The sequence below is a fragment of the Paenibacillus sp. FSL R5-0407 genome (assembly GCF_038009185.1).
Classification (GTDB): Bacteria; Bacillota; Bacilli; order Paenibacillales; family Paenibacillaceae; genus Fontibacillus; species Fontibacillus vini.
Genome location: NZ_JBBPAX010000001.1, coordinates 2,023,552 through 2,039,085, shown reverse-complemented (window position 1 = coordinate 2,039,085; position 15,534 = coordinate 2,023,552). Strand labels below are relative to the sequence as shown.

Annotated in this window: 11 protein-coding genes; 10 read left to right on the top strand and 1 reads right to left on the bottom strand. The window is 50.4% G+C overall.

The features are described from left to right. Positions 1 to 77: 77 nt before the first annotated feature. The gene (locus tag NYE70_RS09780; RefSeq protein ID WP_211019978.1) at positions 78 to 995 is read right to left on the bottom strand and encodes an ArsR/SmtB family transcription factor; all 918 of its coding nucleotides are present in this window, start codon (positions 993 to 995) and stop codon (positions 78 to 80) included. Positions 996 to 1,369: 374 nt separating this feature from the next. Here NYE70_RS09780 and arfA point away from each other — a divergent pair, with 374 nt between their 5' ends. From arfA to NYE70_RS09730, 10 genes are all read left to right on the top strand, one after another. Further along, entirely contained in the window at positions 1,370 to 2,896 is a 1,527-nt protein-coding gene (gene arfA / locus NYE70_RS09775) for an arabinosylfuranosidase ArfA (RefSeq protein WP_213655745.1), read from the top strand. A gap of 199 nt (positions 2,897 to 3,095) precedes the next feature. After that, positions 3,096 to 4,490, top strand: coding sequence for an ABC transporter substrate-binding protein (locus tag NYE70_RS09770; protein WP_213655746.1), 1,395 nt, complete (start codon positions 3,096 to 3,098; stop codon positions 4,488 to 4,490). A 115-nt stretch (positions 4,491 to 4,605) separates the two neighbouring features. After that, positions 4,606 to 5,493 carry a carbohydrate ABC transporter permease gene (locus tag NYE70_RS09765; protein WP_211019975.1) on the top strand — a complete coding sequence of 296 codons (888 nt, stop codon included), beginning with the start codon at positions 4,606 to 4,608 and terminating at the stop codon, positions 5,491 to 5,493. A 25-nt stretch (positions 5,494 to 5,518) separates the two neighbouring features. After that, positions 5,519 to 6,361 carry a carbohydrate ABC transporter permease gene (locus NYE70_RS09760; RefSeq protein WP_211019974.1) on the top strand — a complete coding sequence of 281 codons (843 nt, stop codon included), beginning with the start codon at positions 5,519 to 5,521 and terminating at the stop codon, positions 6,359 to 6,361. 68 nt (positions 6,362 to 6,429) lie between these two features. Then, a complete protein-coding gene (locus NYE70_RS09755) occupies positions 6,430 to 7,833 on the top strand; it encodes an arabinan endo-1,5-alpha-L-arabinosidase (protein WP_341047564.1) in 1,404 nt (467 codons plus the stop codon). Between the two features lie 31 nt (positions 7,834 to 7,864). Beyond that, positions 7,865 to 9,346: an alpha-N-arabinofuranosidase gene (locus NYE70_RS09750; RefSeq protein ID WP_341045820.1), complete on the top strand. Its 1,482-nt coding sequence runs from the start codon at positions 7,865 to 7,867 to the stop codon at positions 9,344 to 9,346. 64 nt (positions 9,347 to 9,410) lie between these two features. Next, on the top strand, positions 9,411 to 10,376 hold the full coding sequence (locus tag NYE70_RS09745) for a glycoside hydrolase family 43 protein (protein ID WP_211019972.1): 966 nt from the start codon (positions 9,411 to 9,413) through the stop codon (positions 10,374 to 10,376). Positions 10,377 to 10,544: 168 nt separating this feature from the next. Beyond that, positions 10,545 to 11,636, top strand: a complete 1,092-nt coding sequence (locus NYE70_RS09740; protein ID WP_341045818.1) for an ArsR/SmtB family transcription factor — start codon at positions 10,545 to 10,547, stop codon at positions 11,634 to 11,636. 72 nt (positions 11,637 to 11,708) lie between these two features. Then, positions 11,709 to 13,523, top strand: a complete 1,815-nt coding sequence (locus NYE70_RS09735) for an ABC transporter ATP-binding protein (protein ID WP_341045817.1) — start codon at positions 11,709 to 11,711, stop codon at positions 13,521 to 13,523. After that, on the top strand, positions 13,520 to 15,415 hold the full coding sequence (locus NYE70_RS09730) for an ABC transporter ATP-binding protein (RefSeq protein ID WP_341045816.1): 1,896 nt from the start codon (positions 13,520 to 13,522) through the stop codon (positions 15,413 to 15,415). Before NYE70_RS09735 ends, NYE70_RS09730 begins: the two co-directional genes overlap by 4 nt. Positions 15,416 to 15,534 lie beyond the last annotated feature (119 nt).

Below are 15,534 nucleotides of genomic sequence, written 5' to 3'. Positions count from 1 at the left end.
GGAGCAGTGTGGAAATCTTCCTAACAATAACCCCCGGCAGGAAACCTGCCGGGGGTTATTTTCATAGATAGGCGGATTTAATCTTCATGCACATTGTACAGCACGCGGGCCAGTAGGTCCTGACTGTAATTGCCGAAATTTTTGCCGAAGATCGTCAGTCCGCGTTTGTTGAACGATTTGTCGGTCACCGCGATGCGGAACGTAAGCTCGCTCTTGTAATCCAGCTGAATCTGGTCGAGAGTGACGTCGGATATTCTGCAGCCGTCGATGAAGCTTCCTTCATTATTGATCCGGATCAGCTTAAGCATCCCGTACTGATTGAGATGCGGCGGCCACCAGTCCGGATTGAACGTTCCCCGCGCATCCCCGAAATCTCCGGGGCTGGTCCAATAGCCGATCTCGATTCCGTTGACGTAGAAATAGATGTCGGAAGGGTAGTTATCGCAAAACCCGGGTGCTTCCGATCCCAGTTCCATAGAGAACTGTACTTCGCGGAAGGTTTGATTCGGCTTCAGATAATTGGGAATCCGGTATTCGAGAAACCCTTCGGCGAGCCAAATGATTTCCGAATCGATCCGCTGCGGATCGGCAAAATACCGCGGGTCGTCAAAATCGCCAATGATGCTGTCTTTGGTCGCAAGACCGCAGGTAGGTACCGCTTGATAGTTGCTGTAATGGCCAACCTGGATTTCCACCTCGTACAGGTTCTCTACATCTTTACTTCTGAGATCCACCATTAATTTATCTTTGTTCAGATAACAAATTTTCTGGATGCCGTGTTTTCCGACGGAGGTATTGATCTCGATCAGACCGCTTTCCTCCAGTTTCTTGATATGCATGGTAATCGCGCCGTTGCTGAGATTCAGCTTCGTGGCGAGGTCGTTCAGGTTCAAGGCTTGATTCTTGGCTAGCAATTCGAGGATTTGAATTCTGATTTCAGAACTTAAGGCTTTAAAAATATCGATCCCGCTCATCAAATCCTTGATGTAGATCATATAACATAACCCTCTTCCAATAGGAAATATTTGAAAAATCCTTTTATTTTAGATAATTATAAACTAACTCAGTCGATTAATAAAGCATTAAATCAATAAATGTAAATTTATTTAAAAATATAGATAAATATTGCACAATTTTGATAATATGTTTTACATAAATGTGAAACTAATAATCCGGTTTTTGACCTAATTTTGAATAAAACCACTGAATTATGGGGGTTTTTGAGGTGTTATTAAATTCTATTTAGAAAAACATAAAAAGATTTAGGTTTATATATTTACAAGGTAGTTCTTATATGTTATTTTATATCTGTAAGCGGATTCATTCAAGTTATTTCAAAACAGTTTAGGATTTATTAAAACGGAAGGTGATGGACTTGTCATCAGCATCAGCAGCGCTTAAAGCAAAAATGATTGTGGACAAATCGTTCAAGATCTCCGAGGTCGATCCAAGAATTTACGGTTCTTTTATTGAGCATCTGGGGAGGGCCGTTTACGGAGGGATCTATGAAGCTTCTCATCCGGCAGCGGACAGCAAGGGATTCCGCACCGACGTAAAACAATTGATACAGGAATTGAATGTACCTATTATACGCTACCCGGGCGGGAACTTCGTATCCGGATATAACTGGGAAGACGGCGTAGGCCCGGTGAAGGAACGGCCCAAACGGCTGGACTTGGCTTGGCGGACCGTGGAGCCGAACGAAGTTGGCACCAACGAATTCGCGCAGTGGGCACGGGAAATCGGTTCGGAAGTCATGATGGCCGTCAACCTGGGAACCCGGGGAGTGGATGCCGCAAGAAACCTGCTGGAGTATTGCAACCATCCGGGAGGCAGCTATTGGAGCGATTTGCGCCGCAGCCACGGTTACGAGCAGCCGCACCGCATCAAGACCTGGTGCCTGGGGAATGAAATGGACGGTCCCTGGCAGATCGGACAGAAGACACCGCAAGAATATGGAAGATTAGCCTATGAAACCGGCAAGGCCATGCGTCTGGTAGATCCGGATATCGAACTCGTATCCTGCGGCAGTTCAAGCACCGGGATGCCGACGTTCCCGGAATGGGAAGCGGTTACGCTGGACCATACCTATGAAGTTGCCGACTACGTCTCGTTACACCAGTATTACGGCAACCGGGACAATGATTCAGCGAATTTTCTGGCCAGATCGATGGACATGGAGCATTTTATCCGGACGGTCACCGCGACCTGCGATTATGTCAAAGCAAAGAAACGCAGTAAGAAGACGATGTATCTCAGCTTTGATGAATGGAATGTCTGGTACCATTCCAACGACGCGGATACGAAGATCGAACCTTGGAGCATCGGGCCGCCGCAATTGGAGGACATCTATAACTTTGAAGACGCTCTGTTGGTAGGCAGCATGCTGATTACGATGCTCCGCCATGCCGACCGGGTGAAGATGGCCTGTATGGCCCAACTGGTCAATGTGATTGCGCCGATCATGACGGAAAACGGGGGAAGAGCCTGGAAGCAGACAATTTTCTATCCTTACTTGCATGCTTCCCGATATGGCCGCGGCACCTCGCTGCAGCCGATCGTCCATTCGCCGAAATATGATGCGCAGGATTATACCGATGTACCTTATCTCGACAGTGCGGTCGTATACAGGGAAGCGGAGGAGGAAATCACGATCTTCGCCGTCAACCGGCATCTCCAGGAAGCGATGGATCTGGAATGCGATATCCGCGGCTTTGAAAACTACCGCATGGTGGAACATATCGTGCTGGAGCATGAAGATTTGAAAGCGGTCAATACCGCAGCCGAGGAAAGGGTTAAACCGCATCATGGCGGAAACGCGGAATGCAAGGACGGGTTCGTAAACGCGAGGTTGTCCAAGGCATCCTGGAACGTCATTACTCTGCGCAAAGCTTAAGTAAGTATTGGCAGGGGAGGGGCGAAGGATCGCCCGTTCCCGCCCGATTGAACTTTATGAACACGGTTTCATTCGCAAGGTTGATATAGGCCGGACTAAAGTGCAGGCACTGCGACTGCTACCACAGATAAGAACATTCGGTTGAATGGACTTTAGTTCTCTCTATATAGTTTCATCCGAACTCATAGGAGGGGTTAAGGTGTTAAAGAAAAAAGGATGGTTTACTCTTTTGTCTCTAGTACTCGTGTTGTCTGCCGTGCTTGCGGGCTGCGGCGGAAATAACGGCGGAGGGGAAGCGAGCGGCAACGGCGGGAAGTCCGGAAACTCGGACAAATCCGGAGGAACGAAGGAACTGACGTTTATGTACCGCGGCGGTACGGACGAACAAAAGGCTTACAGTGCCGTGGTCAAAAAATTTGAAGAGGATCACCCTGGCGTAAAGGTTAAGATCGTCGTTACGGCGGCAGACCAATATGCGACTAAACTGAAAGCGGCTATTACAGGCAATAAAGTGCCCGACGTATTCTATTTTGAATCCGGCGATACGAAGGCTTACGTCCATAACAACATTCTGATGGATCTTACGCCTTACGTTGAAAATAACCCGGAAATTAACCTTGATAATATGTGGAAATACGGTCTCGATCTGTATCGCTATGATGGAGATATGGCTGGACAAGGCAATCTTTACGGGATGCCGAAAGACGTAGGTCCGTTTGCGCTCGGCTATAACAAAACGATGTTCGAGAAATCGGGAATTCCGTTCCCGGATCCGGATAAACCGTACACTTGGGATGAATTTATTGAAGTATCGAAGCAATTGACGAAAGATACGAACGGCGACGGCAAAATCGACCAATACGCCACTGGCTTTAACGTCAACTGGGCGCTTCAATCCATGGTTTGGAGCAATGGAGCCGACTGGATCGATGAGACGAAAAAGAAAGTAACGATCGATGATCCAAAATTTGCGGAAGCGCTGCAATATTTTGCGGATATGCAAAACGTGCACAAAATCACTCCTTCCGCGGAAGACGCACAAACACTGGACACTTACCAACGCTGGATGAAAGGCGAGCTGGCCTTCTTCCCGGTAGGTCCTTGGGATATGAGCACGTATGAAACATTGCCTTTCGAATATGATTTGATGCCTTACCCTGCAGGTTCTACGGGTAAATCTGCAACATGGACCGGTTCCCTCGGTATCGGCGTATCCGCTAAAACGAAACATCCTGAGGAAGCCGTCGCGCTCGTGAACTATCTGACAGCCTCCAAAGAGGGTATGGAAATGCTCGTGAAAGCTAAGGTGCAAATCCCTAACCTGATCGACATGGCCGAAGAATGGGCAGCCGATACTTCGACTAAGCCTGCCAACAAAAAAGAATTCCTCGACGTTGTAGGCGAATACGGCCGGGTTCTCCCAGGCCACTATACTTGGACCTCGGAATGGTATGACTTGTTCTTCACGGATATCCAACCGGTGCTCGACGGTAAAATTACCGCCGCGGACTATGTGAAGCAGGAACAGCCGAAGATGCAAAAATTGCTTGATAAAGCGATCGAAGCGGAAGAAAAAGCGAAAGCCAAGAAATAAGGACGGGACTTCAGCAGTGCATTAATCCAGGAGAAATGATGTTAGTTTCCGATGTTGCACCAACAAAGGAACTAACATCATTTTCATTCTGGTATCCGAATTAGAGGTGACTATCATGCAAACCAAATCAAATCTGTATCGGAAAGAAAAAATATACGGATGGTTGTTTATTTTGCCCCCTGTCCTGGGCTTTTTGCTCTTTACCCTGTTTCCTGTAGCTTACTCTTTTTACGGCTCGCTAACGGACTGGGACGGACTTGGGCAAATGGATTTTATCGGGCTCAGCAATTTCAAGGAACTGCTTACGGACGAATTGTTTCATAAAGCGGCTTTCAATACGATCTTCATGATGCTCGGGATTCCGATCGGCCTGATTCTTGCCCTGCTTATTGCGCTGGGGTTGAACCGGGGCATTCCGGGGACGACGACATTCCGCGTCATTTACTATGTTCCGGTCATTTCGTCACTGGCCGCTATTTCTATTATGTGGAGTTGGGCATATAACGGAGATTACGGCCTTGTGAACCAGTTTCTGGATATCTTCGGCATCGACGGACCGAACTGGCTGATGAACAAATACTCGGTGAAGCCGGCGCTGATTCTGATGACGGTATGGAAAGGGCTCGGTTATACGATGCTCTTGTATCTGGCAGCCCTGCAAAGCGTTCCTCGTTCCTACTACGAAGCCGCCGAACTTGATGGAGCCAGCGGATTTAAGGCGTTCCTCCATATCACCTGGCCGATGGTTAAGCCGGTTACTTTCTTTATCGTCGTGACGAATATTATCGGCGGATCGCAGATTTTTACGGAAATCAACATTATGACGAATACGGGAGGTCCGGAATACTCGTCCGCTTCCGTCGTGTTCTATATCTGGCAGAAAGCCTTCGATAACTTCCAAATGGGATACGCTTCCGCGATGGCCGTCGTATTGGGCATATTCATATTTATCGTGACTCTGATTCAATTCAAAATGAACGAAAAATCATCCTACGAGGCGTGATTGAAAGGGAAAGGAGAAAGTGAATATGTCTCATTCGTCAAGAACCAAGCTGACTAATACGATTATTTTCATCCTGCTTGCGATCGGAGCGGTCGCGATGATTGCTCCATTGATTTGGATGCTTTCGACCTCGATCAAACAGAAAATCGATGTGTTCGCTTTGCCGCCCGTGTGGATTCCGGAGAATCCCCAATGGGGCAAATATGCGGAAATCTGGACGGCCGGACCCCTGCTAAGCGGGATTAAAAACAGCGTCATCATCGCGCTTTCCGTTACGGTGGTAGGCACATTTACCTCCAGTTTGGCCGCATTCTCGTTTTCGAAGCTGAAGTTTCCGGGCAAACACATGATTTTCTTCTTGCTCTTGTCAGCCTTGATGATTCCTTATCCGGCCGTCATGATTCCGCAATTCATGATGTTCTCGAAGATCGGATGGGTGGATACGCTGCTTCCCCTGATTGTACCTGGGCTGTTCGGCAACATCGTGATGATCTTTTTCCTGCGGCAGTATTTGATCAGCGTTCCGGATGAAGTGCTTGAGGCGGCCAAAATCGATGGCAGCTCCTACTTCAGATTGTTCTCCACGATTACGTTCCCGCTTATTAAGCCGGCTGTTGCCGCTCAGCTTATTTTGTGGTTCATGGGCATCTGGAACGATTATCTGGCACCGATCATTTATTTGACTTCACCGGAAAAGCAAACTCTGCAGCTCGTCATTGCTAACTTTAACGCACAGTATGCGATTCAGACGGATTACCCGCTGATTATGGCCGCATCCGTCATTGCGCTGCTGCCGGTGTTGATCATTTTCCTTGTCTTCCAGAAGCAAATTATCGAATCCGTGGCGATTTCCGGGGTGAAGGGATAAAGAACCTGACAGAAACGAAAGAGAGAGTTGTGATGAACCTATTAAAAAAACGGGTGGTGCTGCCGGGTATGTTGATGTTGATGATGATGGGTACGGTAGGATGCTCGGGGGATCGGACGCCGGAACTCGTGTTTCCGGATAACCCCTCCGCGACTGCAATGTATGACACTACGGTGCTTCATAATGAACCAAAATGGACGGTAAACAATGCGCACGACCCCGGCATTATCAAAACGGATCAGGGATATTACGTTTTTTCTACGGACGTCAAGGTGGGCGGGGAGCCGAAGCCCGGCGTCATGGTCCGGAAATCGGACGACTTGATTCACTGGAAATGGGTCGACTATGCATTGCCTGGTATTCCCGAAAAGGCGTTGGAATGGACGGGAGCGACCAATCTATGGGCACCGGATGTCTTTAAGCATGGAGAAGTCTATCGTCTCTATTATTCAGCTTCCACGTTTGGCAGCAGGCAGTCGATGATCGGCATGGCGACCTCGGACTCGATCGAAGGGCCTTGGAGTGACCAAGGGGCTGTCATTCAAACGAAAAGCGATGACGCGCTGAACGCGATCGACCCGAACATAGTCACCGATGCGGAAGGCCGGATGTGGATGGTGTACGGCTCGTTTTTCGGGGGCATTCATATTATCGAGCTGGATCCGGATACGGGCAAACCGAAGGAAGAAGGCTTCGGAAAGCTGATCGCTGCCCGCGACATGGTCACCGAGGACGGAGCGGTTGAAGGGCCGTATATCGTTTATAACGAGAAATTCAAAAAGTACTATTTATTCGTGTCCTACGATTCGTTATTCGAGGATTATAACGTACGCGTAGCGCGTGCGGATTCCATTACGGGACCGTATGTCGACTTTAACGGCAGAGATATGACGGATACGTCGTTCGAACCGCAATTTGAGGTGGGCAACAAAATATTGGGCGGGTACAAGTTCGGCGAGGATGAAGGCTGGATCGCGCCGGGTCATAACTCCGTTTTAAATGACGGGGGCGACTATTATATCGTTCACCATGCTAGGGGAGAAACCGACAAGAACTGGTCCTATCTGCATGTCCGCAAAATCCTGTGGACGGAAGACGGCTGGCCGGTCGTCTCGCCGGAGCGTTATGCGGGAGAGAAGGAGCAGGATATTCCGCAAAGTATGCTGGCCGGAGAATGGGAACGGCTCGAAATCGATCCGTTTACTGACGGGCAGGAGCAGTCCGGCAAGCTTCTTTTGAAGGATAAAGGAAAGGCTGAAGGCAGCCGGGGAGAAGGGTCCTGGAGTTTTGACGGGAAGATGACGCTGACTTTAACCTGGGACGATTTGGCCGAAGGTGAAGGTCGCACAGAAACGGTACAGGTGCTGCCTGCATGGGATTGGGAAAAAGGCGTAGGTACCTTGGTGTTTACCGGCTTGAATGAACGAGGTATGGCCGTTTGGGGAAAACAAACTTCTCGGCAAAGTAAATAAACATACGGGTGGAGAGGGAGAGTTGTAAACCATGGTGAGAATGGCCATTAACGCTAGAGAGAGAAAAGGAACCATCAGCCGTTACTTGTACGGACAATTTGCCGAGCATCTCGGCAGATGTATCTACGAGGGAATCTGGGTAGGTCCCGATTCGCCGATTCCGAATACGGAAGGGTACCGGACCGATGTGCTGGAAGCGCTGAAAAACTTAAACATCCCGGTATTACGCTGGCCGGGCGGCTGTTTTGCGGATGAATACCACTGGATGGACGGCATTGGCCCGAAATCGCAGCGGGCTCGAATGATCAACAATCATTGGGGCGGAGTGGAGGAAAATAATCATTTCGGCACGCATGAATTTTTGCGCTTGTGCGAATTGCTGGAGACGGAGCCGTATATCAGCGGCAACGTCGGCAGCGGTACGGTGCGGGAAATGCAGCAGTGGGTGGAATATATGACCTTTGACGGCGAGTCGCCGATGGCCGGTCTTCGCAAGGAGAACGGGAAGGAGCAGCCTTGGAAGCTGCCTTTCTTCGGCGTCGGCAACGAGAACTGGGGCTGCGGAGGCAATATGCGTCCCGAATACTACGCCGATCTTTACCGTCGATATTCCTCCTATGTCCGGAATTATGGAGACAATCAAGTATATAAAATTGCCTGCGGACCGAATACCGATGATTACCACTGGACGGAAGTCCTGATGCGGGAAGCGCATTGGTTAATGAACGGGCTTAGCCTGCATTATTACACTATTCCTTCGGGGAATTGGTTTGCCAGCAAGGGCTCCGCGACCGAATTCGGTGTGGACGAGTGGTTCTCTACGATGAAGAATACCTTGTTCATGGAGGAGCTGATCGTTAAGCATTCCAAAATTATGGATAAATACGATCCCGAAGGCAAAGTCGGCCTGATCGTGGACGAATGGGGCGGCTGGTACGATGTGGAACCGGGTACCAATCCAGGCTTCCTGTATCAGCAAAATACGCTGCGCGATGCCCTTATTGCCGGCGTAAATCTCAATATTTTTCACAGATACAGCAAACGGGTGAAAATGGCGAACATCGCGCAGGTGGTCAATGTCCTGCAGGCGATGGTGCTGACGGAAGGCGATAAAATGCTGCTGACGCCTACCTATCATGTGTTTGATATGTACAAGGTCCATCAGGATGCGGAGCTTCTGGACGTGGAGTTTGAAAGCCCGATGTACAAACACGGGTCGCAGTTGATTCCACAACTCAGCGTTTCGGCTTCAATCGATAAGGAAGGACGCATTCATTTATCGGTCTGCAATCTTCATCATGCGGTCAGCGCTTCGGTAAGCTGTCACCTTGAAGGCGCGGAAGGCAAAGAGATAAGCGGAACCTTGCTTACGCATTCATCGCTGAATGCCCACAATACCTTCCATCAGCCTGAAGTGGTGAAACCGGCGAAATTTACAGGCGCAAAGCTGGAGGACGGCCAGGTTCATATGGAGCTACCTCCCGCTTCAGTGGTTGTTCTGACGTTGAAATAAGGATCGTTGGCTCGTATTAAAGTCCAGCTGTAGCATGGATTACTAGTTAAAAGGAGAAACCGACATGAACACAAATAGAGAATATATGAACCCGATTGTGGAGCAGCGTGCAGATCCTTGGGTATACAAACATAGTGACGGCTATTATTACTATACCGCCTCGGTGCCGGAATATGACCGGATCGAAGTGAGGCGTTCGACTACGATTCAAGGGTTAAAGGATGCGCTTCCCGTAACGGTATGGCGTAAATATGAAACCGGCCCGCTCAGCGCGAACATCTGGGCGCCGGAGATCCATTATATTCAAGGGAAATGGTATATCTATTTCGCGGCGGCCAGAACGACCGAAACGCAGGACGGTTTGTTCGACCACCGGATGTATGTCCTTGAGAATGATGCCGTAAATCCGCTAGAAGGCGAATGGGTGGAGAAAGGCCAGGTACGGACACGTTGGGAATCGTTCGCCCTGGACGCAACGACGTTCGAGCACCGCGGAGACCTCTATTATGTTTGGGCGCAAAAGGATCCCGAAATCGAAGGGAACTCAAACCTGTACATTTCAAAAATGAGCAATCCATGGACGCTGACCGGAGAGCAGGTGATGATTTCGACGCCGGAATTCGACTGGGAAATCATCGGTTTCCGGGTTAATGAGGGAGCGGCTGTGCTCAAGCGGAACGGACGCATCTTCATCAGCTATTCGGCTAGCGCAACGGATTACAACTACTGCATGGGGCTGTTGGAAGCGGATGAATCCGCGGATCTGCTCGATCCGTCCGTGTGGAAGAAAGCGCCGCAGCCCGTTTTTCAAACGAGCGAAGAGAACGGACAATACGGCCCGGGACATAACAGCTTTACTGTCTCCGAGGACGGTCAGGATGTCATCGTTTATCACGCGCGGAATTACAAGGAGATTAAGGGAGATCCTCTATATGACCCGAACCGCCATACCCGGGCCCAGGTGTTTGGCTGGAAAGAGGATGGAACTCCGGACTTCGGCTCGCCCGTAAAGGATGGAGTATTGCTTTAGGACTCAAAATGCAGGAAGGATCGTTTGGCTATTTGCCGAACGGTCCTTTTTTTGTTCGAATCAGATATTGACAAAGCGGGCGGGAAGGATTATTTTAACATTAAGTAATTATTAAATCTTGATCGAAATGAATCTTTATTTAATTTTTAATAAAGTGGAGGCGTTGAATTGAAAGTCCCTTTGAAGAAAAATATCAGCTTCGCCTACAATGAGGCGTTTGAATTGATCGTCATGATGGGCATGATTGCCTGCGAGCCCCAGATGGTCAAGACGGCCGAAGAGTACCGCATTGAGCTCGATCCGCTGAACAATGAAATATTTTTTGACGCCAGGAAGAAGATGTCTCCGCATATGGTCCGGGAATTGCAGTTTTTCTTCGGGTACGACTTTTTTCATATGGCTTTAAACTATACCTTCTATGAATCAATTGCTTCTTCGCGCCAGCCATTAAGCGCGGCATCCTGGATTGGGCGGCTGGAGAAGACCGAGGCGTCGGAAATCGCAGCGAACATGGTCTACGGCGTCTATTATGACAAAATGGAGGAGCTGCTCCAAGGACGCAAATGGGAAGAGATTCGAAAGGATAGGCTCGGGCTGATCGAGCGCGTTAAGGTCACACTGCCGCTCGATGAAGTGAAGGAAGCTCAGGAGCCGTTACTGGAGTGTCTAAGGCATCCGGAAGAAACAAAGCGGCGCTATATGATGCTGATCTCGCAATTTCATCGGGATGTCTTTGCCGGTTGGTCCGAGGTAATCCGCGAGGAAAGCGAACGGGCACTGGTCCGGTATGAAGCCTTTTTCAAAGGGGATCCCGAGCGGTTTATCCGGGAAATTCATAAAAGCGAGCCGGAGATTTTTCAAGTGCCGTCAACCATTCATGTCAGCTTCGTTTCACAGGTCGGCAATCACCATATTTGGCCCTTTGATGCATCCCATTTTTGGGTTATATTCGGCGTTTTCAATGACCGGGTTTTTGGGCCTGCTGCGGATCGGGAGAAGGCGGAGCTGTTTTTTAAGGCGCTATCGGATAAGCGGCGGATCGATTTCATTATGCTGCTCCGGGAACGTCCGCGGTATGGCAGCGAGCTTGCGGCGGAGCTGGGCATTACCCCGGCCGCGGTGATCTATCATGCGAACTTCTTTTTCTTCTTGGACCTGGTGGAATTCAGACGCAGCGATCATCGGTTATATTACCATCTCAACAAGGAAAGGCTCAGAGAGCTTCTGGCGTTGACGGCGAAAGTCATGCTGGATGAGTGAACGAATGAACGAATGGACAACAAGGGGGAACTTCTATAGGAAGATAGGGCTTCAGGAGAAGGGGAGAACGAGTTGGAAAAAGAAAATGGGCACGATGAAATCAAAAGGGAGCATGCAATCTCCGTATCCGATGCGCTGAAGCGGCTGATCACGCTTGGAAGACCGTATTTAGGCAGGTACATCACGTTATGCATTTTGGCCGGAATTCTGTCGGTCTCCGGTGTGTTTCTCGCCGAAAGTCTGCGCAGGATTATCAATGCAGCCGTCGATAAGGAAATGTCCGGTCTGATCTCAGGGCTGGTTTTTGCACTTATTGTAGTCGTTACTGACGCGTTGGGCAATTTTATAAGCACGTATTTATCCGGGACGCTGGAAATCCGCTCGACCGCCAGTTTGCAAGCGACGATTTTGTCTAAGCTTATGCGCTCGAAAACCAGAGAGCTGGAACGATTTCACTCCGCCGATTTAATCGGACGGATTCAGGATGCAGCACCGGCGGCTCAAACCGGAATTAACGAGAAGACGATCCAATTGTTCGGCAATGTGCTTCAGGTTGTGTTTTTATTGTCTTATTTGCTGTCGCTCCAATATATCCTGACCTTGGGAACGCTGTTGATCTGCATTTTACTGCCGCTGGTGATGATTCCGTTCAGCCGCCGGCTCCGTAATCTGCATATCGAAAGAGAAAAGGCCATTGCCGCACAGCAATCCTTTGTCCAGGATGCCCTTCAGGGGGCGGAAGTCGTGCGCGCTTTTTCGCTTGCTCCCCGGCTTGGTTCGCAGTTCCGGCAGCGTCTCGAGGGTCTTACAGCCCTTCATACCCGGGTAACCCGGCTTGAAGCGATCGGATATAATATGCCTTTCGCCGTGGTCCTGGGCGGGCTGCTGTATGTGCTTTCTTTTGGCGGTTATCTGGTTATCCAAGGGCGGCTGGACGTCGGAGCGGTGGCGGCTTTTCTGATCACCTTTGATCAGATCACCCAGCCGGTGTCCCGGCTTGCCAATCTATGGACCGAGCTTCAGTCGGCATTGGCTCAGGGAAGCAGAGTGTTCGAAATTACGGATATGGAGGAAGAAAAGGCAACCGTACGGGACGACGGCAAGAAGTACGGGGAAATGGGGACGGTTTCCTTCGAAAAGGTCTCCTTCGGTTACGGAAGTAGTGACCTCGTTCTATCAGGAGTATCGTTCACGATTGAGCAAGGGAAGGTAACTGCATTTGCCGGACCGAGCGGAAGCGGGAAAAGCACGATTCTGAACCTGCTTATGGCGGTATACGAACCGCTGGCCGGAAACATCGACTGCGATATGGGCTCGATGGCGGACATTCCTCCGGGAGAGTGGCGCAGCCGCATTGCTTACGTCTCGCAGGAGCCCTATCTGTTCTCGGGGACCATTCGGGAGAATATCGCCTGGGGGCGGGCGGATGCCGATGTATCCGCAGTGAAGGAAGCGGCTCGTTCAGCAGGGATTCATTCCTTCATCGAGGGATTGCCGCAGGGTTACGAGACCCGGATCGGGGAACGGGGCTTGACCTTGTCCGGCGGGGAACGGCAGCGACTTGCGATTGCCCGCGCCTTTGTCAGGGAGCCGGAGATGCTGATCCTCGACGAGCCGACTGCCGCGCTCGACAGCCAGCATGAAGAGATGATCCAGCAGGCGCTCGGCAAGCTGATGCAGGGCCGAACCACCGTTGTTGTCGCGCATCGTCTGTCCACGATCCGGGATGCCGACGTGATTTATTATTTGGAGAACGGCTCCATCGTGGAAGCGGGGAACCATGAGTCGCTGATGGCCGAAGACGGAAAATACCGGGCGATGGTGGAAAAAAGTGTGCATCATTCCGAAAATCCCCCCGAACTGGCGATAGAAGGAGGTTACCTATGATCACCGATGATAAAGTGAAATCGCCCGCTAACCCGTCATCCACGGTCTGGTCCGCCTTCCGTCGTTTGGTCGGCTATGCCGGCTTGTACCGGGCCGGGTTTATGGCCGCCATTGTGTTGCTTGCCGCCAAGCTGGTCGTCGATATCGGCTTCGCCACAGTACAAAAGCTGTTCATCGATACGATCACAAGCTCCGATACGGACGCATTGACCCGGGTTACGGTCATATGCGGGATCGCCTGCGCCATTATAATAGTCTGTCTTATTTTTCAGCACTATTTCCGCTTTACGGTTCACTTCCGCATGGCCTGGGATTTGCGGTCCAGACTATTCGACCGGAGTAATCGCCTATCGTTTCAGGAAGTTCAATCGATGCATTCCGGCGATCTTTCCTCCCGGAACAATAAAGACGTCAATTCGGCAATGAGCATGGTGAGCAGCGTCGTATATGAGTTGTTTTATAATTTGCTGCTTACCCTGGTATCGTTCATTTATCTCGCTCGTTCGGATGTATGGATCGCTTTGCTTGCGCTGGGCTCGGGGCCGGTCGTGTTTTTTTGCAGCCGATTTTTTGACCGGAAGCTGCGAAACCTGTCCGTTGATATATTTGCCCGGGAGGCCGGCTTGAGAGCGCTGCTTCAGGAAGTGGTGCAAGGCATGACGGTGGTTCGGGCGTTCGGCATGGAAGACGCCATACTTAACCGTTATGTAAAGGAGCGGGCCGAGCTAGGAATTTTGCAGCGGAAAAGAACAGTCCTTGTCGGCCTTTTGTGGCAAACCTCCGCTTTTATCAACAATGTGGTCATGGTTGTGTGTGCGGGGATGATCGCTTATTCCGCGCTTGGAGGCGGGATGTCGGCGGGCGGCGTGCTGGCGTTCGTCATCTTAATCGGCAGGGTACAGTGGCCCTTCGTCCACATGTCCCAGACCTGGGGCGCGGTTCAGGAGGCCTTGGGTGCTTCGGACCGCGTATTTGAAATTCTTGATAAGGAAACGGAAAACGAATCCGGCGGGGAACGGGCGGTACAGAGGGAGGAGCGGCAAAAGCGGAAAGGGCTGCAAGAGCGACAAGAGCGGGGAGAACGGCAAGCTCCGTACTTCCGGAATGCGTCGACGGGGGATCACGATCAACCGGCGCTCATGCTCAAGGATGTTCATTTTGCGCATAAAATTTCTGCCGATGACCCGCAGGAAGCCCTGTTTGAGGGTTTGAATTTGCAGGTCAATGCCGGGGAAACGGTCGCTGTCGTTGGACCAAGCGGTTCAGGAAAATCGACGCTGGTTCGTCTCTGCTGCGGACTCTACCAGCCTGATCAAGGGAGCGTCTCCCTCCATGGCGTTTGCCTGCGGGAGAGTCTGGATCAGGGCCGCGGACTTGCGACCTATGTGCCCCAAATTCCTTACCTTTTTGCGGGAACGATCGGCGATAATATCGCCTTTGGTACGGAAGGTAAGTCCGAGGAAGAAATCCGGATGGCCGCCGGAATGGCCGGGGCCGATGATTTCATTATGAAGCTTCCAGATGGATATGCCACCCATATTGGTGAACATGGGGCATCGCTTTCCGGTGGTCAGAAGCAGCGCATCGCCATTGCAAGAGCTTTTTTGCGCGAGGCACCGCTGTTGCTTCTGGATGAAGCTACTTCGGCGCTTGATAACGAAGCCGAAAGTCTTGTGCAGCGTTCGCTTGACGTATTGATGCAAAAACGCACTACCCTGGTCATTGCCCACAGACTGTCTACGGTTCTGGATGCAGATCGGATTCTGGTTATGGAAAAGGGCCGGATCGTGGAGGAGGGAACCCATAAATCTCTCCTAGAGCAGCAAGGCTTGTATGCAAAATTGTACCGGATTCAATTTCAGGAGAGCGACATGCCAAAAGAGGCGGTGTAAGCTGGCTTGCTTTGAGTTTCAGGTGATACCAAGAATCTTCCAAATCGTGATCTGCGATTTGGAAGATTTTTTTGTTATCCTCATATCATCAAAATAGTGCAATAAATGAACATAATTAT

What these genes read in the sequence shown, in the direction of transcription:
- NYE70_RS09730 (WP_341045816.1), top strand. Translation starts at nt 13,520, where the DNA reads ATGATCACCGATGATAAAGTGAAATCGCCCGCTAACCCGTCATCCACG.
- NYE70_RS09780 (WP_211019978.1), bottom strand. Translation starts at nt 995, where the DNA reads ATGATCTACATCAAGGATTTGATGAGCGGGATCGATATTTTTAAAGCC.
- NYE70_RS09750 (WP_341045820.1), top strand. Translation starts at nt 7,865, where the DNA reads ATGGTGAGAATGGCCATTAACGCTAGAGAGAGAAAAGGAACCATCAGC.
- arfA (WP_213655745.1), top strand. Translation starts at nt 1,370, where the DNA reads ATGGACTTGTCATCAGCATCAGCAGCGCTTAAAGCAAAAATGATTGTG.
- NYE70_RS09760 (WP_211019974.1), top strand. Translation starts at nt 5,519, where the DNA reads ATGTCTCATTCGTCAAGAACCAAGCTGACTAATACGATTATTTTCATC.
- NYE70_RS09755 (WP_341047564.1), top strand. Translation starts at nt 6,430, where the DNA reads ATGTTGATGTTGATGATGATGGGTACGGTAGGATGCTCGGGGGATCGG.
- NYE70_RS09745 (WP_211019972.1), top strand. Translation starts at nt 9,411, where the DNA reads ATGAACACAAATAGAGAATATATGAACCCGATTGTGGAGCAGCGTGCA.
- NYE70_RS09765 (WP_211019975.1), top strand. Translation starts at nt 4,606, where the DNA reads ATGCAAACCAAATCAAATCTGTATCGGAAAGAAAAAATATACGGATGG.